Source organism: Patescibacteria group bacterium, from assembly GCA_041662965.1.
Classification (GTDB): Bacteria; Patescibacteriota; Patescibacteriia; order Patescibacteriales; family GWC2-42-12; genus JACPHD01.
Map to the genome: position 1 here is coordinate 136,468 of JBAZRI010000001.1, position 21,337 is coordinate 157,804.

Annotated in this window: 19 protein-coding genes and 3 tRNA genes; 15 read left to right on the forward strand and 7 right to left on the reverse strand. The window is 40.9% G+C overall.

Annotated features, from left to right (window positions below; genetic code table 11):
- Window positions 1-5 precede the first annotated feature (5 nt).
- The 4 genes from WC639_00490 to WC639_00505 all read left to right on the forward strand — a co-directional run bounded on the left by WC639_00490 (window position 6) and on the right by WC639_00505 (window position 3,818).
- Window positions 6-1,433 carry a hypothetical protein gene (locus WC639_00490; GenBank protein MFA6306275.1) on the forward strand — a complete coding sequence of 476 codons (1,428 nt, stop codon included), beginning with the start codon at window positions 6-8 and terminating at the stop codon, window positions 1,431-1,433.
- A gap of 68 nt (window positions 1,434-1,501) precedes the next feature.
- Window positions 1,502-1,714: a hypothetical protein gene (locus tag WC639_00495; GenBank protein ID MFA6306276.1), complete on the forward strand. Its 213-nt coding sequence runs from the start codon at window positions 1,502-1,504 to the stop codon at window positions 1,712-1,714.
- A gap of 50 nt (window positions 1,715-1,764) precedes the next feature.
- A complete protein-coding gene (locus WC639_00500) occupies window positions 1,765-2,196 on the forward strand; it encodes a septum formation initiator family protein (protein ID MFA6306277.1) in 432 nt (143 codons plus the stop codon).
- Between the two features lie 125 nt (window positions 2,197-2,321).
- Window positions 2,322-3,818 carry a hypothetical protein gene (locus WC639_00505; GenBank protein MFA6306278.1) on the forward strand — a complete coding sequence of 499 codons (1,497 nt, stop codon included), beginning with the start codon at window positions 2,322-2,324 and terminating at the stop codon, window positions 3,816-3,818.
- Between the two features lie 63 nt (window positions 3,819-3,881).
- On the opposite strand, the gene WC639_00510 is transcribed toward WC639_00505, so the two are convergent.
- The 3 genes from WC639_00510 to WC639_00520 form a co-directional block, all read right to left on the reverse strand.
- A tRNA-Thr gene (locus WC639_00510) sits at window positions 3,882-3,954 on the reverse strand.
- Between the two features lie 142 nt (window positions 3,955-4,096).
- Window positions 4,097-4,429 (reverse strand): hypothetical protein, encoded by a 333-nt coding sequence (locus WC639_00515; protein MFA6306279.1) that lies wholly within the window; start codon window positions 4,427-4,429, stop codon window positions 4,097-4,099.
- Window positions 4,430-4,536: 107 nt separating this feature from the next.
- Window positions 4,537-4,607: transfer RNA gene (locus WC639_00520), tRNA-Gly, on the reverse strand.
- Between the two features lie 130 nt (window positions 4,608-4,737).
- Here WC639_00520 and WC639_00525 point away from each other — a divergent pair.
- The 3 genes from WC639_00525 to WC639_00535 all read left to right on the forward strand — a co-directional run bounded on the left by WC639_00525 (window position 4,738) and on the right by WC639_00535 (window position 8,071).
- Window positions 4,738-6,342, forward strand: a complete 1,605-nt coding sequence (locus tag WC639_00525; GenBank protein ID MFA6306280.1) for an RlpA-like double-psi beta-barrel domain-containing protein — start codon at window positions 4,738-4,740, stop codon at window positions 6,340-6,342.
- A 13-nt stretch (window positions 6,343-6,355) separates the two neighbouring features.
- Entirely contained in the window at window positions 6,356-7,036 is a 681-nt protein-coding gene (gene ftsE, locus WC639_00530; GenBank protein ID MFA6306281.1) for a cell division ATP-binding protein FtsE, read from the forward strand.
- 120 nt (window positions 7,037-7,156) lie between these two features.
- Entirely contained in the window at window positions 7,157-8,071 is a 915-nt protein-coding gene (locus WC639_00535) for an ABC transporter permease (protein ID MFA6306282.1), read from the forward strand.
- A gap of 47 nt (window positions 8,072-8,118) precedes the next feature.
- Here the strand turns inward: WC639_00535 and WC639_00540 are convergent, their stop codons facing one another.
- Window positions 8,119-9,231, reverse strand: a complete 1,113-nt coding sequence (locus WC639_00540; GenBank protein MFA6306283.1) for a metallophosphoesterase — start codon at window positions 9,229-9,231, stop codon at window positions 8,119-8,121.
- Window positions 9,232-9,275: 44 nt separating this feature from the next.
- Window positions 9,276-9,349 (reverse strand) — tRNA-Gln (locus tag WC639_00545).
- Between the two features lie 239 nt (window positions 9,350-9,588).
- On the opposite strand from WC639_00545, the gene WC639_00550 reads away from it, so the two are divergent.
- The 6 genes from WC639_00550 to WC639_00575 all read left to right on the forward strand — a co-directional run bounded on the left by WC639_00550 (window position 9,589) and on the right by WC639_00575 (window position 15,212).
- Entirely contained in the window at window positions 9,589-9,822 is a 234-nt protein-coding gene (locus tag WC639_00550; protein MFA6306284.1) for a hypothetical protein, read from the forward strand.
- Window positions 9,823-9,837: 15 nt separating this feature from the next.
- Window positions 9,838-10,962 (forward strand): trypsin-like peptidase domain-containing protein, encoded by a 1,125-nt coding sequence (locus WC639_00555; protein MFA6306285.1) that lies wholly within the window; start codon window positions 9,838-9,840, stop codon window positions 10,960-10,962.
- A 45-nt stretch (window positions 10,963-11,007) separates the two neighbouring features.
- Window positions 11,008-11,937, forward strand: a complete 930-nt coding sequence (locus tag WC639_00560) for an ATP-binding cassette domain-containing protein (GenBank protein ID MFA6306286.1) — start codon at window positions 11,008-11,010, stop codon at window positions 11,935-11,937.
- 13 nt (window positions 11,938-11,950) lie between these two features.
- Window positions 11,951-12,685, forward strand: coding sequence for an ABC transporter permease subunit (locus tag WC639_00565; protein MFA6306287.1), 735 nt, complete (start codon window positions 11,951-11,953; stop codon window positions 12,683-12,685).
- Between the two features lie 75 nt (window positions 12,686-12,760).
- Window positions 12,761-14,284: a GldG family protein gene (locus tag WC639_00570; protein MFA6306288.1), complete on the forward strand. Its 1,524-nt coding sequence runs from the start codon at window positions 12,761-12,763 to the stop codon at window positions 14,282-14,284.
- 19 nt (window positions 14,285-14,303) lie between these two features.
- A complete protein-coding gene (locus WC639_00575; protein MFA6306289.1) occupies window positions 14,304-15,212 on the forward strand; it encodes a DUF4340 domain-containing protein in 909 nt (302 codons plus the stop codon).
- Window positions 15,213-15,263: 51 nt separating this feature from the next.
- Here WC639_00575 and WC639_00580 read toward each other — a convergent pair whose 3' ends face one another.
- Window positions 15,264-16,592, reverse strand: a complete 1,329-nt coding sequence (locus tag WC639_00580; protein ID MFA6306290.1) for a PEGA domain-containing protein — start codon at window positions 16,590-16,592, stop codon at window positions 15,264-15,266.
- A gap of 11 nt (window positions 16,593-16,603) precedes the next feature.
- Window positions 16,604-17,902 carry a UDP-N-acetylglucosamine 1-carboxyvinyltransferase gene (locus WC639_00585; protein ID MFA6306291.1) on the reverse strand — a complete coding sequence of 433 codons (1,299 nt, stop codon included), beginning with the start codon at window positions 17,900-17,902 and terminating at the stop codon, window positions 16,604-16,606.
- A gap of 293 nt (window positions 17,903-18,195) precedes the next feature.
- On the opposite strand from WC639_00585, the gene WC639_00590 reads away from it, so the two are divergent.
- Together WC639_00590 and WC639_00595 are read left to right on the forward strand one after the other, a co-directional pair.
- Complete coding sequence (locus WC639_00590) at window positions 18,196-19,482, forward strand: S41 family peptidase (protein MFA6306292.1); 1,287 nt, start codon at window positions 18,196-18,198, stop codon at window positions 19,480-19,482.
- A gap of 180 nt (window positions 19,483-19,662) precedes the next feature.
- Window positions 19,663-21,306: a CTP synthase gene (locus tag WC639_00595; GenBank protein MFA6306293.1), complete on the forward strand. Its 1,644-nt coding sequence runs from the start codon at window positions 19,663-19,665 to the stop codon at window positions 21,304-21,306.
- Window positions 21,307-21,337: the final 31 nt, after the last annotated feature.

Sequence of the window (21,337 nt, forward strand, 5' to 3'; positions counted from 1 at the left end):
ATTAAATGGCGAGAAAAAATATTTTAATAATCAGGATTTTTTTGTGGCTGATATTAGCGGTAATTATCGGCTGGTTTGGCTATATGAAAATTGTCCCTAGCGGTCAGGTTAGCTATGACTATAATTTTCTTAGACCGAATTATTTTATCGGCAAGCTTACGCCGAGTGAGAGAGTTATAATTAATAAAACGGACGCGGAGATTAAAGGCGGACCGGTTTATTTTTCCCTGAAGACGCCGCGGAGATTTGAGCGGGCTAAAGTGACTGTAACGTTTAAAAATACTACCGCTTTCCCGATTATGGAAATCGGCCTCTTAAACAATAAAGATGCCTGGAGCTACGACCTTAAGCCTCTGCAGAATAAAATTATTGACCAGCTGTCTTTGGCTTGGCCGGCCGCGCCCGGGGAAAATGGAGCTAGCTTGTTTCAGCGCGAAAAAAAATATGATACGGTTGATAAATTTTTGAATAATTTGCCGCCGAGAGGTGAGATCGCTTTATATAATTATAGTATAAAAGATAATTTTTTGCTTGACGGCTATGAGCCCGGCCCAAAAAATAATTTAATTGATTATAAATTTCGCGGCTCTTACCAATTTTATACTTATGTAAAAAATGAAGAGCTTGATTACGTTTTTAATTTTATTGATTTAAATATTAATTCAGCCAGCGACCAGATTGAAATTAAAGTTTATTCTAAAGATGGCGCGGTTTATTCCGCTTACGCGGCCGATAAAAAAGCCGGCGATAGCGAGCGCCAAGCTGTTGTTAAAATAGCCGATTTGCCCGAAGGCGTTTATCGCTTTAGCGTTATCGCCAGCGATGATGTAATAACTAAAGGCATAACTACTAAGCAAAGCCGGTTCGCTTTAATCAATAAAGTCTGGCTGGCAGAGGGCAATAAAGCCAATCTGGCCCTGTTTACTAATAGCCGGTTAATCAACGCGCAAACCATTAATCCGGCCAGCCTGGGAAAGATTAAAGCAGGCGAAGTTTTTTTAGACGTTAATGAAACTTATAAGCAGCTGTCGGTAAAAATTTCAAACCGGCCGACTAAAATAGAGTTGCCTAAAAATGATATAATTATTTCCGGCGACGGCGTTTTTAGTTTTTTGGAAAATGGCTTATTTGACCCGAGATTTAAAAATATAGACGGCAATCTGGATATCAACGGGGAAGAAATAAATTATGTTTTAACGAATTATCAGGCGCCGGTTAGCTCCGGCGGCTGGCAAACCGCCGCGGCCGAATTTGATTTGACCAAAGCTTATCAAGAGAATGGCAAATATCAATTTTTAATTTCCATTCCTTCTCTTAAGGCCGAGGAACCGGCCGCGGGCGAAATAATTATAAAGGAGATTAAAGTTGACCTTTTAGGCACCTCATTGCGGCAAAAACTTAAAAAATATTTTAGCCGGCAGCCTGCCGAATAATATGAACCCCGTTAGAAATTACGCGTTAGCAGTTTTTCTCGCGGGTAAAATTTTAAGAATTAATGATTATGAAAATTTCTAACGAGGTAAACGAGATTAAACCCAGCGGTACGAAAAATTTCATCAATGATTTTTTTCATGAATTGTTTTATGTTCTGACCGGCGCCATATTGATTTTCGCCTGTTTGGAAATTATTTGGCCGGGAATTATTTTAGCTTATTTAAATTTAAACTATGCTTTGATATTTTGGCTGATTGTTGGTATAATAATATTGTCTTAGCCATTTTTATAAAAATTAGGAAATAGAGAATAAAGTTTTAAAGCCCTATTATGATGAATCGGCGCAAAAATAATTATTTTAAAAAAATATTTTTAAATCAGAAATTTTTAACCTTGCTCGGCCTGGCGGCCATTATTTTAATAAGTTTTCCCTTTGCTAAAAATACGCTTAAGCAGTATAGGATTAATAAAGAAATAAGCGAGCTTAAGCAGGAAATTTCCGGTTTGCAGAATAAAAATGTTGATTTAAAAAATTTTGTTTCCTATTTGGAATCGGATCAATTCGCCGAAGAGCAGGCCAGGCTTAATCTAGGCCTGAAAAAGCCGGGCGAAGAATTAACGGTGATAAAGACGGATGCCGGCGATACTTCGGCCGGTACCTCTTCCGGCGTTTCAATCTTTAATATTCCCGGCTATGAAAAAACAAAACCGGAAGCCAAAAAGCTTAATCCGGAAAAATGGCTGAATTATTTTTTTAAATAACTTTTGAAAACTTTTTTAGAAAAAGTTTTCAATACTTTCAAAAATTATACGGTATTAAAGAAAATTTTTATAGCGGGCAAAGCCCTACGGCCATAAAAAATTTTCTTTAATAGAATCAAGTGTATATGGAAAAAAATTTAGATGGCATAAAAAAATTAAATCCGGAAGAAATAAAGAAAAATCGCAAGATAGTATTAAGTTATATCGGGGAAAAAGATTCGGAATCCGCTAAAGAGCAAAAAGCTCCGGCCGCGGTTGCTTCGGCTTCTAACAAGGTTGACGGGATTAAATCAAATAGAATTTCTAACTTTAAATCAAAAGTTAAGAGTATGCTAGAGAGGCCGGCGCCGGCGTTAGATAATCAGGCGGATAAAATGGAAAAAATCAAGCAGGAAGAGTCAGTTAAAAAAGAGATAGCTGAAAAGGGCAAGCTCGAAGCCGAGGAAAAATTCAAGGCCGAAGAAGCCAGGCGTTTGGAAGAAGAAAAAGTAGGGCGGGAAAAAACCGAGCAAGAAGAATCGGCCAAGAAAGAAATGGCTAAAAAATCCAAACTTCTGGCCGAGGAAAAGGCTAAAGCTGAAGAAATTAAGCGGTTAGCCGAAGAAAAAGCCGGCCGGGAGAAAGCCAAGCAGGAAGAATCAGTTAAAAAAGAGATAGCTAAAAAGTCCAAGCTCGAAGCCGAGGAAAAAGCTAAGGCTGAAGAAGCCAAAAAGTGGAGCGAGAAATTAAGGCTGGAAGAAAAAATAAAAAATGAAGAAAGAATAATTGAAGATAATAAACGTTTGGAAAAAATAAAAAGAGATGAAGAAATAAAAAGAATAAAGCAAGAAATTAAATTATCCAAGATAGCGGCCGCGAAAAAAAGAAAAATAAAACGGCAGAAAGCCATAAAACTTTTCAGAAAGAATTTAAATAAAAAATTAGGTGAATTTTTTTCTATTGTTAAGCGGAATTTTGCTTACGGGATGTTATATTTATTTTTTTCTTTAATTATCGGCTACGCGGTTTTTTGCCTGCTGGTATTAAGATTTGATAATGATGATAATATTATCGGCAGAGCGGCGCGCGTTTTACCCGTGCCAGCGGTAATTACCAGCCAAGGTATAATAAATTATTATGATTTCCGCGATATAAAAAATAATAATTATTCTAATCTAAGTTTAGCGGGAAAAAAGAATAGTTTAGCCAAATGGGTGATTTTAAAAAATTTAAGCGGAAAATATAGTTTGCCGATTAATTCGCCCAGCGAAGCTTTTGCCGTGGCCTTCGCCGCGGACGAAGATTTTAATCAAGTGGGGCTATCCAGGATAAAAAAAATAAGCGAGCTTTTAAAAAACGTTGATAATTTAGAGCAATTGAACAAATACGCCGATGAATATAGCGAGGTAATTTATTATGACGGCGAGAGTGCGGCGGAAAAATTCGGGCCGGCGGTTTTTAATTTAAATTCCGGCCAGATCAGCGATATAATTTTTAGCGGCGACGGCTATTATATCGCGCAATTTATTGATAATGAAAACGGGCGGTTAGGCATAAAATATCTTTTTGTCGGAGCGAAAACTTTAGATCAATATGTCGGCGAGAAATTAGCCAAGATTAAAATTTTTATATTAGCCAATTAGGAAAATCGTTTCTAAAAATAAAAAACCAGCCCGGTTTATAGGGCTGTTTTTTATTGATTTATGAGCCGATGGTCGGGATTGAACCGACAACCTATGGTTTACGATACCATTGCTCTACCAGTTGAGCTACATCGGCGCTCTTTATCCGGAGCCTTATAGCGCGTAGTACGCGGCTCCAATATTTTACTTTATAAATACTTGCCCCCGGAGCATAAGCGCAGGGGGAGCTACATCGGCGCTTTTTATTTAAGCCTTATAAAATGCTATCTCGGCAAGTTTTAAACTATATCATATCTGGGAATAATATCAATAGCCGGCTCTTCGTAAGGGTGGGCTTTTTTAATTTCAGCAACTGCTTTTTCCACTAGATTTTTACGGCAGATGACCTGGATTAATTCTTCTTCAACTTTTTCAATCCGGCCGATTTTACCGATAGCCGGCCGCGCGCCCTTTATCGGCTTAAAGCGGCCGATCTGCCTGATGGAACCGCTGCAAAATTCATAATTTCCCTGGATGCCGGCGCCGGCGCGGCTTAAAGCTTGGCGGATTTTTTCCGCTGATGAAACCGGCACGCTGACTTGAATTTTTACATATTTGGATTGTTTAAGCATATGAGCGGGTAACGGGAACCCGCCTGCGCGCGAGACTGCGGCGGGCGAGAGCCGGAATAATTGCGGCTTATCTAATATTTATCCTGCGGAGCATAAGCCAAACAGGGAGCGGGTAACGGGAATCGGACCCGTGCCTAAACCTTGGGAAGGTCTCGTACTGCCATTATACTATACCCGCAATGATAATTTTCAAATCCCAATGACCAATTTTCAATGAATGATTAAATTAATAAATTTTCAATTGTTAGTCCTGCCTTGTGCAGGGAAAATTGAAAATTCATCTTTAAGTATGCTATAATTATATTTGTATGTTGAAGCAAAGTCAAACGGCGAGAGTAATAACAATTTTTTTACTAACCTTAACGCTGACCGCCATGGCCGGTAGTTTTGTTTATGCGGCTGAAGCGGCCGAAATCACAGCCAATCGCTCTTATTTTATAAATTTGGACAAGCAGACGATCGCCAAAGGCTATACGGTCAGCGCTTTTGCAGAAACGATTAAGCTCTCTTTAACTCCCGGAATATTAAGCCAATCTACCGGAGTGGACGCGGTTGAATTAAATGAAGCCATCGACGATCCCTGGCAATTAGAAAGAATCAGCAAGGTTTATCAGTTTGAATTCAGAAACAAAGCCGCTTACGATAATAAGAAGCCCTTTTATATCCAATTATCTTATGATAAGACCTCGGATTATTATAAGCAAGTTTATTATTATGATAAAAATTATTCTTCCTGGCGGCCTTTGCCCACGGTTGATTATCCGGATAAATCATTCGCGCGCTCTTTAATCCATCTGCCGTTCGCCCGCCTGGCGGTTTTCGCCAATCCGGAAGCTTTGGTCCAAGGCCGGGCCAGCTGGTATAAATATAAAGGCGGTTTATTCGCGGCTTCGCCGGATTTTCCCAAAGGTTCAAAACTGCGCGTTTTTAACACGGCTAACAATAAATTCGTTGACGTCATAATAAATGATTTCGGCCCGGAAAGAAAACTCCACCCGGACAGAGTTATTGATTTGGATTATGTAGCTTTTAAAAAAATAGCTTCTACCGGCGCGGGCATAATTAATATCAGAGTTCAGCCAATCAGCATTGTTCCGGAAAATAATAAAATTTTGGATATTGCCGAGTCCGGAGCTAAGGCCGAGCTCTTAATTACGGCTAAATCGGCCATAGCCATGGATGAGCAAACCGGCGAAACACTCTGGCAGAAAAACGCCACCAGCACTTTGCCTTTGGCCAGTTTGACAAAACTGGTGGCCATAAAAGTTTTTTTAGATACCCGGCCGACTTTAAACAGCCAAGTGGCTTACAGCCTTAAAGATGAGGAATATAATTATGAATACGTTAATAAATGGGAATCGGCCAGGCTGAAATTGCAAGACGGCGACACTTTAACCATTGAAGATTTACTTTACGCGGCTTTAGTCGGCTCGGCCAATAACGCGGTTGAAACTTTAGTGCGCGTCAGCGGTCTTGAAAGAGACGAATTTATATTAAAAATGAATCAGGAGGTTGCTCTCTGGGGCGCTACTGCCACGCATTTTATCGAGCCCACGGGATTATCCCCGGAGAATGTGAGCTCGGCGCTTGATTATGCTATAATAACTAAAGAAGTTTATACTCATCCGATTATCCAAAAAGCCAGCGTTATGCATCAGTATAAATTTGCCACGGTAAACACCAAAAAAGCTCATACCATAACCAATACGGATAAACTTTTAGGGGTAAGCAGTTTAGATATCACCGGCTCTAAAACCGGCTATCTTGACGAGGCCCAATATTGCTTGATGGCGCGGGCGAAAAATAAATCAGGCAGGCAAATAATCGCCGTAACCATGGGCGTAGACAGCCGGCAAAACAGTTTTGACCAGACCGAGCAATTATTAAAGTACGCCCTGAAGATGATAAAATAAAAAATAATAAATTATGATCAAATTATCAAATATCACGAAAATTTACCCGCCGGACATTAAAGCGCTCCATAAAGTAAATTTACATATTAAGCCCGGAGAATTCGTTTCCATCGTCGGGCAATCGGGCACAGGCAAAACCACTTTGGTTAAGCTTTTGATCAGCGAGGAAAAAGCCGATGAAGGAAAAATTGTTGTCGGCGGCTGGGATATTACCGATATCGGCCAAGCGGAAATTTCGGTTTTACGCCGGCAGATCGGGGTGGTTTTTCAGGATTTTAAATTATTGCATAAAAAAACGTTGTTTGAAAATGTCGCTTTCGCTCTCCAGGTTTGCGGCGAGCCGCAGCGCAAAATAAACAGCATCGTGCCTCAAGTTTTAAAAATCGTCGGGCTGGAGAATAAAATGCATCGCTATCCGCTGCAGATTTCCGGCGGCGAACAGCAGCGCGCCGTCATCGCCCGCGCCTTAGTGCATAGGCCGAAAATTCTTTTGGCCGACGAGCCGACCGGCAACCTTGATTCAATCAACGCCGATGAAATTATTGAAATTTTACAGAAAATCAATAAGTTCGGCACGACGGTTGTGCTCGTGACTCATAACCGAGAGGTGGTTAATAAATTGAGAAAAAGGGTAATTACCATAGAAAACGGATTAATCGTCGGCGACCAGGCGGTTGGAAAATATGTTTTATAGCATCCCACAAATCAACAAATCGGCTACGAATATCACGAATAATAAATTTAAGAATTTATATAGTATCTGTAGATTTGCGGGAAAATTAACATTGTATCAAAAATAAAAAATTTAATTTGTATGTTTTTACTGTCTTTTCTAAGAGTTATAAAATTCAGTTTTCAGGACATAGCCCGCAATATCTGGCTATCAATTATTACGGTGATAATTATCACCTTGGCTTTATTTTCCGTTAACTTGCTCTTGGCGGTTAAAATATTAACTTCGGCCACGGTCGGCGCGGTTAAGGAAAAAGTTGACATCAGCTTGTATTTAAAATCCGATGCCGCGGAAAATATTATTTTAGCTTTGCGTAGCCAGATTGAGAATCTTGATTCGGTTAAGGAAGTTAATTATGTCAATAAGCAATCCGCCATAGAAAGTTTCAGGGAAAAACATAAAAATGATCCGGAAATACTGCAGGCCTTATTGGAACTCGGTAAAAATCCGCTGTCGCCGAGCTTAATCATCAAGCCCAAAAATATTAATAATTACGATGAGCTGATTGTTGATTTGAATAAAATTGACAATGATATAATCGAGTCAAGAAATTTTGACGACCATAAGGCCATACTCGCGAAGATTAATAATATCGCCGAAAAAGCCAGCGAGGCCGGCCTATTTATCAGCTCGCTGTTTATTTTAATAACAATACTGGTGGTTTACAACGCGGTGCGCGTGGCCATTTTTACCCATAAGCGGGAAATCGGCATTATGAAGCTGGTGGGCGCTTCCACCTGGTTTATCCGCGCCCCTTATTTGATTTCCGGCATGATTTACGCCATGCTGGGAGTGATTATGATAATAATAATCATTTATCCTTTTTTAAGCCTGACTCGGCCTTATTTGGAAACATTTTTCTCCGGCTTTGAAGTTAATTTATTGGATTATTTTAATAATAATTTTTTGTTGATTTTCGGCTTGGAATTTTTGGCCGCGAGCCTGGTTAATGTTTTGGCCAGTTTAGTGGCGGTAGGGAAGTATTCTAAAGTTTAACAAATAAAAGCCTGATATAAAAAACAATTTTTTATATCAGGCTTTTTTTATTCAAATTTAATCCGCGCAATCTCCGGGTCGGCTAAAATTCTCATGGGCGGACCCCAGGTGCCGGCGCCCGAAGAAGTATAGACCGTGGTGGCGCCGGATTTTTTTAAGCCGTATTGAAAGCCGTCGTATAAGAAATACTCAATAATTTGTATGGGGAAAAGCTGGCCTTTATGGGCGTGGCCGCAAAGGACTAGCGAAACGCCGAATTTAGGCGCCACCTCCATTTTATCCGGCACATGCCTTAATAAAATACTGGGCTTATTTTTATCTATTTTCAGATTAGCTAAAATAGCTTCATAGTCGCTTTTGCTATAAGCGGATTTGTAATCAACGCCGATAATCTGCAAGCCGTTTATCTCCGCTAATTTATTATCTAAAACATTAATGCCGGCCTTGGTAATGGCATCAATGAATTTGGCGTTGTTGCCGAATTCTTCATGGTTGCCGGTAACAAAAAATTTACCCAGGGGCGTTTTTATGGTTGAAAAAAATTGCGCTAACCTGTCTAAGTCAACGTTGGCCTGGCCGTCGAAAAAATCTCCGCCGATCAGAAGCAGATCCGGCCGTAGATCGTCAATCTGCCTGGTAACGCGAGCCGCGAATTCATAATTATCAATCGCGCCTAAGTGCAAGTCGCTGATAAAAACCGCGGTTTTTCCCCGCCATTCGGCGGGCAGATTGGGCAGGGCGATATTTAATTCTCTTATTTTAATATTTTGCGCCGCTATAATGCCGTAGATTATTACCGCGGCCGCGGCTAAAAATAAGCCGATGATTAAGGTTTTTTCATTAAGGCTGAAAGAAAATAGTTTGCCTAAATATAAAATGAAATACGCTAACAGGCAAGCTAAAACGAGATAAAGCATAATACCGAACCAGCTGGCGCTGATAGTATAGCAAAGGCGGACGAAAATATTGGCAAAGCGGTTGATTAAGATTGAAGCCAAAATAAAACTAATAGGCAATAAAATAAAAATAATTTTTAAAGCATTTAAATAAATTTGTCCGGTGATATTAAAAAAATTGACCAAAGCTTGGAATAAAAAATAATGCGTTAAGAAAACGGCCGCTAAACTGGCGACGCCGGCCAGGATAAATATGTATATCATAAGCGATGGGTTATTGATTAATTTTAGTGGAAGTTATTCTCTCTTGGCTCGGGGACTTGGATTCGAACCAAGATAAACGGCTTCAAAGGCCGCTGTCTTACCATTGGACGATCCCCGAAAAAACATGACATTTATAAATCATAAGCAAAATCCCGAAAATTCGGGACTATTGTTATCATAAAATATTTTTTGCTTTTTGTAAACCCTGTTGGATATTTTTAGCTATTGTTAGCTTGGCCGCGGCAGATAGGCGTTTTTTATGGTTAAAGGCCCGACATGATTAAATATGCGCCGGGGTGTTGTTATGTTATGTTTTTTTTAGTATAATGATAGGGATAAATCAATTAAGAAAAAAATATGGCGGAAAGAATATTTACTCCTGGAGAGTTAAAAGAAATGCTAAAAGGCGCGCGGGAAAAAGAACGTGAAGAAGCTATTATAGCCGGCGATTTTATTCCTGATGATAACGGTAATTCGGAGCGGCCTGAAGATAAAACAGATTCAAAAAAACCGGTTATTAGAAAAAGTCAGCCGCCGGTGAAAAAGAGAAATGCCCCGGGCGATTTAAGCACTTGGCATGATAAATTTTAGTCATTAACTATCAATATGAAAATAAAAAAATATTTAATAAGCGGTTTGGTATTTGTAATCGCCGCCGCCGCGGCTTTGTCTGTTTATAATTATAATCCGAATATCGCCAAAGTTATCGCCGATACTTTGCGCCTTGACGATCAGGAAGCGACGATCAGGGCGATTAAAAAAGTTATGCCGGCCGTAGTGAATATTATCGTCATGGATAAGCAAATTACCGCTTCAATGAATTTAAGCGTCGGCGGGCAAATTCAAAGAAATGATATTGTGCAAAAAGGTTCGGGCACGGGATTTTTAATTTCGGCTGATGGTTTGATTTTAACCAATAAGCATGTAGTCGGCTCGGTCGACGAAAAAACCGCTGAATTTAGAATTATTTTAAATACGGGCAAGCAATATTACGCCCAGCTGATCGGCAAAGATCCGATCAACGATTTGGCGGTGCTGAAAATTTTTGATAAAAATTTGCCTTATGTGCAGTTAGGCGACAGCGATAAATTGCAGATCGGCTCCACGGTTATCGCTATCGGCAATGCTTTGGGGCGATATCAGAACAGCGCGACCAAAGGCATAGTCAGCGGGCTGGGCAGAAGCATCCAGGCCTCGGACCAGACCGGAACTAACGCCGAAGCTTTGGATAATGTCATCCAGACTGACGCGGAAATCAACCCGGGTAATTCCGGCGGGCCGCTAGTCGACCTGGAAGGCAATATTATCGGCATTAATGTGGCGCTTGATCAGGCCGGGTCGTCTGTCGGCTTTGCCATTCCGGTAAATGACGCCAAACCGGTCATAAAAAGCGCGCGTGAAATCGGGCGCATTGTCCGACCGCGGCTGGGCCTTAGATATGTTATGCTGACTCCGGAAATAGCCCAAGCCAATAAATTAGCTCTTAACAGCGGCGCTTGGATATCAATCAGCCAGGATGGAACGCCATCGGTTTTGCCTGATTCTCCGGCGGCTAAAGCCGGACTGAAGGAAGGCGATATAATTACGGAAATCAACGCCATTAAACTGCAGGGCCAGGCGACTTTGCTGTCGGTCGTGCAAAAGTATAAACCCGGGGATAAAATAGGCTTAAGAGTTTTTCGCGGCGGTAAATTTTTGGTTTTAGTCGCTATACTTGATGAATTTAGATGAATAATATAAAATATAAATTGTAACTTAATAGTTTGCGATTTTTTTATGATAGAAATAAAGAATTTAACGAAAAAATTCGGCCAGAATTCAGTTTTGGATGATATTAATTTTTCAGTCGCTAAAGGAGAAATTTTAGGTTTTTTAGGCCCGAACGGAGCCGGTAAAAGCACTACCATGAAGATTATTACTTCTTTTTGGGCGCCGACTTCCGGCCAAGTGCTGATTGACGGCTTGGATATGGCCAAGGATTCGCTGTCTGCCAGAAAAAAAATCGGCTATCTGCCGGAAACCGTGCCGCTTTACGAAGATATGAGAGTTTTTGAATATCTGAAATTTATCGCGGAAATTCGCGGGCTCGGCGAAGACGAGATTAAGGGCAGAGTGAAGGAAGTCGTGGCGATTTGCGGCTTAAGCAAAGTCCTGCGAGCGCCGATTGAGGAGCTTTCCAAGGGCTTTCGCCAGCGGGTCGGCTTGGCCCAGGCCATAATGCACCGGCCGGATATTTTAATATTGGATGAGCCGACAACGGGTTTAGACCCGAACCAAATAGTGGAAATACGCGATTTGATTAAAACCATCGGCCGGGAAAAAACCGTCATATTTTCCACGCATATTTTAAGCGAAGTAAGCGCTACTTGCGACCGGGTGATTATTATTAATAACGGCAAGATTGTCGGGCAAGGCAGCCCGGCGGAGCTTATGAAAAAGTCCGGCGGCGCGGAAATAATTTACGTGAAAATCAGAGGCTTAAAGGGCGAGGTGGAGAAGAAGCTTAAAGAAATGGAAAATGTCGTCAATGTCAAAGTTAAAGATAAAGAAGCCGAGGATATTTACGGCTATGAAATTGAGCCGGCGGCCGGCGTGGATTTGCGCGAATATTTGTCTTTAACGGTCATGAAAAATAATTGGAGTATTTTGGAATTTTCTAAAAAAAGCGCCAGTCTGGAGAATGCCTTCAGGGAGCTGACTAAATAAAATCATTCGCGTTATGCAAAAATCACTGTATTTAAAAACTATCTACACTCTTTTTAAAAAAGAATTAATGTCATATTTTAATTCGCCGATCGCTTATGTTTTTATCGGCGTTTTTTTAGTGGCCGGCAACTGGCTGTTTTTTAATGTTTTTTTCTTGGCGGCTCAAGCTTCAATGAGAAATTATTTCGCGCTTCTGCCTTGGATTTTTTTATTTTTGTCGCCGGCCATTACCATGCGCCTTTGGGCCGAAGAAAAGAAAAGCGGCACGATTGAGCTGCTCCTGACTCTGCCGGTAACCGACTGGCAGGTAGTTCTAGCTAAATTTTTCAGCGCCTTAACTTTTTTATCCGTTAGCTTATCGCTTTCTTTAACCATACCGTTAAGCATTGTTTTTTTAGGCAACTTGGATTTAGGGCCGGTTATCGGCGGTTATCTAGGCGCCTTGTTTTTAGGCGGCTCATATTTGGCTTTGGGCTTATTTATTTCCAGCCTGACAAAAAACCAGATTATCGCTTTTATTATCGGCTTAACGGCTTGTTTCGCCGCTTTTATCGTCGGCGCGGATTTTGTTTTAGCCGGCGCGCCTCAAGCTTTCGCTCCGGTTATGAAGTTTATCGGTCTGGGCAGCCATTTTAATAATATCGCCAGAGGCGTGATTGATACTAAAGATGTCATATATTATGTTTCTTTTATATTTTTGTTTTTATGGTTAAACGTTAGAGTGATAGAGAACAGGGCGTGGAAATAAGTATTGTATATATCGCATGAGGATTGGGCTAAATTTTACAAAATTTATCCCAATCAATTAATATAAATGTTTATTATGAATTTAAATAATTTTTTTAAAAGAACTAACTTAAGCTTAACTGTCGTTATAGTAATCGGCATTTTAATCGTGCTGAATTTTTTTTCATATAATATTTTCTATCGCTTTGATTTAACGCAAAATAAGGATTATTCGCTTTCTAAAGCCAGTAAAGCCGCCGCGGCCGGCGCCAAAGACATTATTAATATCAAGGTTTATTTTTCCGCCGACTTACCGTCGCAATTTTTAAATTTGCGCCAAGAAGTTGGCGATATTCTAGACGAATATGTTAATTATTCCGGCGGCAAGATTAAAGTGGAGTTTATTAACCCTCTGGACGACCAGGCAACCGAGCAAGAATTATATCTGGCCGGCATACCAAAATTGCAATTTAATGCTTTGGAAAAAGACAAATATCAAGTTATCAACGGTTATTTGGGCATGTTGATTAAATATGGGGAAAAATCCCAGGCCATTCCGGTGGTTGAGGACACTAAAGATTTGGAATATCAAATTACCTCGGCCGTTAAAAAGCTAACCAGCGCCAAGGTCGCTAATATCGGTTTTTGGCAGAGCAATGGCGCCGCCGATGTTGAAAAAGAAGTCAGCGCGGCTTATAAAAAGCTGGGAGAAATTTATAATGTCAGCGCGATTAATTATGCCGCGGATAAAAAAATCTCCGGCGATTTGGACACTTTAATAATTATCGGCCCTAAAGAAAAATTTAACGATGATGAGCTTAAGGCGATTGACGCTTTTTTGCTGCGCGGCGGTTCGCTGGTTATTATGGCCGACGGAGTTAAGGTAGGGCAAGGGCTAGTAGCCAATAAAAACGATATCGGTTTAAACAAAATTTTAGAGTCTTACGGCCTTAAGCTGAATGAAAATTTAGCGCTGGATATAAATAACGGCATGGCGTCATTCAGCCAAGGCTTTGTTACTTTTACTGTTAATTACCCTTACTGGCCTAAGGTTATAAAGCCGGGGTTTGACCAGAACAATCCGGCCGTCTCAAGGCTAGAAGGCTTGGTTTTACCTTGGGCGTCCACGATTGACGTTGTGCCTGATAAAATTAAGGATATAGCGGTTTCTTATTTAGCCCAGACTTCTAATCAGGCCATGGCCGTGGCTGATAATTTTAAACTAGATCCCCAGGCGCAAATTAATGATGGAGTCAGAGGGAAATTCAATTTGGCCGTGGCTTTAACCGGCGACTTTAAGAGCCCGTTTAATAACGCGAGCTCTAAGGCCGGCCGTTTAATTTTAATGGGCGATAGTGATTTTATCAGGGATAATTTTTTGCAAAATTATCCGGACAATTTGGTATTTTTTCAAAATGTTATTGATGGCTTAAGCTTGGGCGGCGACTTGATTTCTATCCGCTCAAAAGGCGTAGCCGAGCGTCCGCTTAAAGAAATAAGCGAAGCGGTTAAAACGGCGGTTAGGTATGCCAATATTTTCGGCTTAACGATTATCGTCGTGCTTTTCGGTATGGTTAGATATTTTTTAAGAAGAAAAGCCAGGTTTGAAGATCAAATATAAAAATTATTAATATTTTTTTATGAATAAAAAGACTTTAATTTTAGGTGTTGTGCTGCTAGCGTTAATCGCCCTGGCTTACGCCTATCAGGGCCCTTTAAAAAAATGGCAGAATAATTTAGGCAAGCCGAAGAATATTTTAGCTAAAATAAATGTTGGCTTAATTGATAAAATAGAAATTATAGATCAGGGTAAAATTTTAACTCTGGCTAAGCAAGGCCAAAAATGGAAATATGATAATAGCAAAGATTTTTATGTTGATGTCCCGGTTATGGCTAAGGTTTTCGATGAATTAAAAACGGCCGCCGATTCTGAAGTTGAGCTGGTTAGCAACAATCAAGATAGAAAAAGCGAATTTAAAACCGACGCTTCGGGCTTGGAAATAAAAATTTATCAGGCCGATAAGCAGTCCGCCGATTTTATTGTTGGCGCTAGGTCAAGCGATTACGTAAGCTCTTATATTTCTTTGCCCGGGTCGGCCGTTACTTACGCGGTTAAAGCCGATTTGCCCGGCGCTTTTAATCCGGTTGATTGGCGCGATTCTACTATTTTTTCAACGCCAACGGAAAAAATTAATAAAATAAGATTTCAATATCCGAATAGGGAATTTACGGTAGAATTAAAAGATGGAAAATGGAACGGTATATTGCCTAATAAATTTTCCGTCAATCAGGAAAAAATTCAACCGGTTTTAGATATTATGTCAAATTTAAAGGCCGTAGAAATTCCGGCTCAAGTTTTTAACGATACCGGCTTGGATAAGCATTCTATAATTGTAGAAGCGTCGGGCGATGGGATAAAAAATGTTTTAATGATTGGCGGAGCCAGCAACGCTTTGTATTATACTAAAAGAGGCGACAGCGATAATATTTATCTTATTTCTAAAACCGAGAGAGACGAACTGGATAAATGGAGTTGGCAGTTAAAATAAAATTAAAATATTAAAAAACACCCCGCAAATGCGGGGTGTTTTTTTTGTTTATTATTGTATTAAAAATTTGTATAACCCTTCCGAGTTGCCAATTTTTTCTGAAAAGTAAATAACGTCATTAGTTAATAAAAATGAATTAATAGCATCGAATTTTATTAATTCAGTACTGTTTCTTTTTTCTCTTTCATCCAGTTCAATGGCGTTGATTGTTCGCTCGGTTGAATAAATAATATAGTCTTTGCTTGGGTGCAAGATAGCGTTATTAATGGTATCGGAAATTCTGGTTATCAAAATTTTATTTTTTGTTTCCAAATTGTAAAGCCAAATTTCAAAATCATTGGCGTAGAGCAGGTTGCTGGAGTTTATCCAAAAGGTTGTTTTTATATTATTGATAATTTCCACTAATGGCTGGTAGGCGGAAAAAGGGTCAATTAAATAAAGAATTTTATGGTCGTTATCGTAAATATTAAGCAAATTTTGTTTTTCATCAATAAAAGAGTAATTTGGAGCGGCCGGCAAGTTTATATTTTTTAGATTTTGGCCGGTCGCGGTATTTATAACTTCAAGATTAATCGCTTGGCCGGATTTAATAATCAAATATAGATAATTATTTTTTACTAAGTAATCATTAAAAATTTTATCACTAATGATTTTTTTCGGCGAATTGGATGAATCCAGCCGGTAAATTGAATTTTTATCTTGATAGTACAGGATATTACCGCTCCATTTATAATTAAAGGAATTCGGCGTTAGTTTCTTTAAGTTTATGGCGTCGCTAGTATTAGCTAAATTATAGAGATAATTATCAATTATTATTTTATTTTGGTCTTCGGACCAAAAAATATTTTTTCCGGGCAAGCCGTTTCGTTTAGTTGATTTTTCCGATTCGTCAGATAGATTTAAAAAGGTTATTAAATCGGCGGATAAAATAACCGCTTGATTTTTATCAGGCGCTAAGTTAATTGATCCGCTATCGGCCGAGGCAATTTGCACCGGCAGATTATCTTTAAATAAATAAATGTTTTCGGCGAAAGTTGAAGCCCCGGGGTTAACGGTTAATTTTTTTTGCCAGCTCCAGTAGCCGTCTAGCTCAAGCCTTAAATTATATTCTCCGGGCAGTAAATTCTTTATTTTAGCCGGCGTGGCGATAAAATCATTTTTATTGAATATTGAGCTGGCAAAAGTTTCCTGGGGCTTTCCGTCTATGAATATTTTCGCCCCCTTGGGCTTGGAGTCAATGATAAACATGCCGGTTCTTTGGACGGAAAAGCCGTTTTTATTCAGCCGGTAGCCGGCCGCGTAAAGCATGATGGCCGGAGTCGCGATAATGAAAATTGATATGAAAATTATGCTTAAGATCCGCCTGGTGTTTAAAGTCATTTAAAATTTATTTAATTTACTCTTTTAATGTCCGCGCCAAGCTTATTCAGCCGTTCGCAGATATTTTCATAGCCGCGGTCGATTGAATAAGAATTATAGAGGACGGACTTGCCTTTGGCGCCGAGCATGCAGATTAAAAGATTTATGGCCGGGCGCAAAGCCGGAGGGCAGATAATTTCGGCCGGCTTTAATTTAGTCGGCCCGGTGACGGTTACCCGATGAGCGTCGTGGAGTATGACGTTGGCGCCGAGCTTATTGAGTTCAAGATAATAAACCGCCCGATTTTCATAAACCCAGTCGTGGACTAAAGTCTGCCCGTAAGTTTGGGTTAAGATGGGTAAAAACAAGGGTAAATTATCAATATTCAAGCCGGGGAAAGGGCGCCCGTAAATTTTATCCGGCAGAGCGCTTAACTTCGCGGGGATTATTTCCAGATCGGCCAGATCAAATCGGCCGTTAACCGATTTATAGGTTTTGCTGATTTTTATTTTTTGCCCCATGACTCTTAATTTTTCCAATTCCAAGCTTAAAAATTCCATGGGGCAGGCCGTGATTTTAAATCGTGAGGCCGTGGTGATGGCGATGGCGATAAAAGCCATGGATTCTATCGGGTCGGGCATGATCGGATACTTAACGGGCTTAAGTTTTTTTACGCCGGTAATTTCCAGTTTGGTGGTGCCGATGCCTGTTATTTTCGCGCCGGCTCGGGCTAGAAAATAGCATAAATCCTGAACCATGTAATTTGATGAAGCCAGATTTATTTTTGTTTTGCCGGGGAGCGTAACCGCGGCTAAGATGGCGTTTTCGGTGGCCGTGTCGCCTGATTCATACATGGTGAAGCTTGAACCTTTGGCTCGGCCGCGGCTGATATGGAATAAGTTATTGGTTTTTTTCACCGCAATGCCTAAATGGTTTAAGGCGATGATATGCGGGCTGACCGTGCGCTTGCCTAGTTTACAGCCGCTGATTTTCGGCAGGGAAAATTTGTTAAAAATGGAAGACAAAGAGCCGATCAGCAATATGGCCGATCTGGTTTTTTCGTACGACTCTTTATTTATTTTGTTAAGGCTGATTTTACCGTCGTTGACGGCTTGTAAAGTATGCGGTCCGATCCAGCTTATTTTCAGGCCGATAGAAGTCAAGATTTCAATTATCCGGTTTACTTCTTCAATGCGCGGCATATCGGTTAAAACCGTTTTTCCCTTAATCATGGGCAGGGCGCAAAGAATGGCTACGGCCGAATTTTTGGCCGAGTTGGTTTTTATCGTTCCTCTAAGTTTTTTACCGCCGTTGATTATGAAATTGGACATAAAAATTGATATATAGATTATACTTATTATTATCTATGAAAGCTTGCGCTAAATTTATTAAATTTTCTACTGCGCCTGCCTGCCGGTAGGCAGGGAACTCGGCCGAGATTACTCGGCCTCAAACAGTCCTCGCTCGAAAATTAAATAAATTTAGCGCAAGCTATTAATATAATCCATATTATTTATTATTATCATAGCCTAAATCCGCTTATTTTTCAATGCCCGCGCCTAATTTGGCAAAACAAGCCGAGTTGTGATAATATGTAAGAGTAATGATTAAATGATTATTGTTTATGGATAATATTAATTCACCCGTAGCCGCGCCGGAGATTAAGAGGCGCAAGCGCTGGAAAATCGCCGGCGTTATTTTATTCGGCCTGATTTTGCTGGGGTCGGCTTTCGGCGCCGGCATGATGTTAGCCCAAAAAAATGAATTTATTAAACGGGCGAGCGTAAAAGAGGCGGTTTACGCCGGCAAGCTTTATAATAAATACATTACCGCGCCGGCCAATAAATTGACGGCTGATGTTGATTTTAATTTATTCTGGGACGTCTGGGACCAGCTTAAAGACAAATATGTTGATAAAGACAAGCTGGATGATAAAGCGATGTTTTACGGCGCGCTTAGGGGCTTGGTTGAGTCAATCGGCGATCCTTACACCGTTTTTATGGAGCCTAAAGTAGCCAAGGAATTTTCCGATGATTTGGCCGGGACGTTTGAAGGCATCGGCGCGGAAATAGGGAAGAAGGATAATATTATAACCATTGTCGCGCCTTTGGCCGATATGCCGGCGGAAAAAGCCGGCCTGCAGTCCGGCGATAAGATTTACGCCATTAACGGCGAATCAACGGCCGGCTTGGAGATTGATGAAGCGGTTAATAAGATCCGCGGGCCGAAAGGCACGGAAGTCACTTTGACGATTTTTAGGGAGAGTTTTGAAAAAACCAAAGATTTTAAAATAATCAGGCAGCCGATCGTGGTTAAAAGCGTTAGGACAAAAATGGGCGATGATAAAATATTTGTTATTACCATAACTAATTTTAATGATGACACCAGCGAGCTGTTTAAAAAAGCGGCCGCGGAAGCGGTGGAAAAGAATCCTAAAGGCCTTATTCTTGACTTAAGGAATAATCCGGGCGGATATTTGGAAACGGCGATTGACGTGGCCAGCGAATGGGTTGACCAAGGCGCGGTGGTAACCGAGCAATTCAGCCCGGAAAAAAAGAATGAATATTTGCACCGCGGCCGGGCCAGGCTGAAAGATTTTCCAACCGTAGTGCTGGTTAACCAGGGCAGCGCTTCGGCCTCGGAAATCGTTGCCGGAGCTTTAAAAGACAATGACAAAGCGACTGTCGTGGGCATGAAGACTTTCGGCAAAGGTTCGGTGCAGACTTTAGAGGATATGAAAGACGGTTCGTCGGTGAAAATTACCGTGGCTAAATGGCTGACGCCCAAAGGTTATAATATTAATCATGAAGGCATAGCGCCCGACGTTGAAGTTGACCTTACCGTGGAAGATTTTAATAAAGATATAGATCCGCAGATGGCTAAAGCGGCGGAAATATTAAATAAGAAGTAAATAATTATTATTGTAAATTGCATGATGTTTGGGATAAATTTATAAAATTTTCTACTGCGCCTGCCTGCCGGCAGGCAGAGAACTTGTCCGAGATTACTCGGGCTCAAACCTGCCTGCCGGCAGGCAGGCAGTCCTCGCACGAAAATTTTACAAATTTATCCCAAACAAAACATAATTCATATGGCCAATAAAAAGAAAGGTAAAATAGCAAAATATATTTTCATCGTCGGCGGCGTTATGTCTTCCGTGGGCAAGGGCGTGGCGGCGGCTTCGGTAGGGAATATCCTGCAGTCGCGGGGCTACCGGGTGGCTAATATCAAGTGTGATATGTACGTTAATGTCGATGCCGGCACAATCCGGCCGGCGGAACACGGCGAGGTTTTTGTAGGCGAGGACGGAGTTGAAGCGGATCAGGATCTTGGAAATTACGAACGGTTCACCGGCAATGACTGTCTTAGGGATAATTATATTACCACCGGCCAGGTGTATCAGGAAGTGATCAGGCGCGAGCGGAATCTTGAATACGGAGGCGAGGACGTCGAGGTCGTTCCCGATATACCGAATGAGATTATCCGGCGGATAAAACTTTGCCAGGCCAAGAATAACGCGGAAATAACAGTAATTGAATTCGGCGGCACGGTCGGGGAATACCAGCTGCTATTATTTCTGGAAGCCGCCCGGATGATGAAAGCTAGAGATCCGCAGGGAGTATTTTTTATCATGGTGAGTTATCTGCCCACTCCGAAACTTTTAGGCGAGCAGAAATCAAAACCGACTCAATTCGCGATCCGGACGCTTAATTCTTCCGGGATCGCGCCTGATTTCATCCTCTGCCGGGCCGATCGGCCGGTGGACCCAGGTATTAAGCGCACGATTAGCATAGTCTGCTCTTTGCCTGAAGAAAGGATTATTTCCGCTCCTGATATTTATTCTATTTACGACGTGCCGGTTAATTTCGAGAAAGAGAATTTCGGTGAAATAGTATTGAAATCCATGGGTCTTAAGGCGCGAAAAAAGGATTTGCGGGCATGGACCGGCCTTTCAAAGAAAATTAGAAAAATATCACGAACGGTTACCATCGGCATTGTCGGCAAATATTTTAATTTTAAATCCTGCCGCGATACTTATATTTCCGTGATAGAATCAATTAATCATGCGGCCTGGGCAGAGAACCGCCGGCCGGAAATTTTATGGCTTGATGCGGAAAAATATGAAAAAGATAAAAAAAATCTGAAAGAACTCGACAAACTGGACGGTATTATCGTGCCTGGCGGTTTCGGCCGGCGCGGCACCGAGGGCATGATCCTAGCGGCCGAATACGCGCGGAAACGCAAAATTTCTTACTTTGGATTGTGTTTAGGCATGCAAATACTGACGATCTCGTTCGCCCGGTACGTTTTAGGCTTGAAAGACGCTAATTCCACTGAACTTGATTCTAAAACGAAAAATCCGGTTATTTGCACCATGGATGAGCAGAAAGACCTGATTAAAAATAAGCAGTACGGCGGCACTATGCGATTAGGCGCTTATGCGGCGGAGCTAATTAAAAATTCCTTAAGCTATAAAGCGTATAAAACTCTAAATATATCGGAAAGACATAGACATCGTTATGAATTCAATAATGAATATAGGGAAAAATTAAAGGAGGCCGGGCTGAAAATAGCCGGAGTTAATAAAAAAAATGATTTGGTGGAAATCGTTGAAGTAGCCGATCATCCCTGGATGCTCGGCACTCAATTTCACCCGGAGTTTAAATCCCGGCCGCTGGACCCGCATCCGCTGTTTGTGGAGTTTATCAGAGCCTGCGTTAAATTAAAGAAGTAGAATATTTATAAAAATTTCATCCCAATTTTGT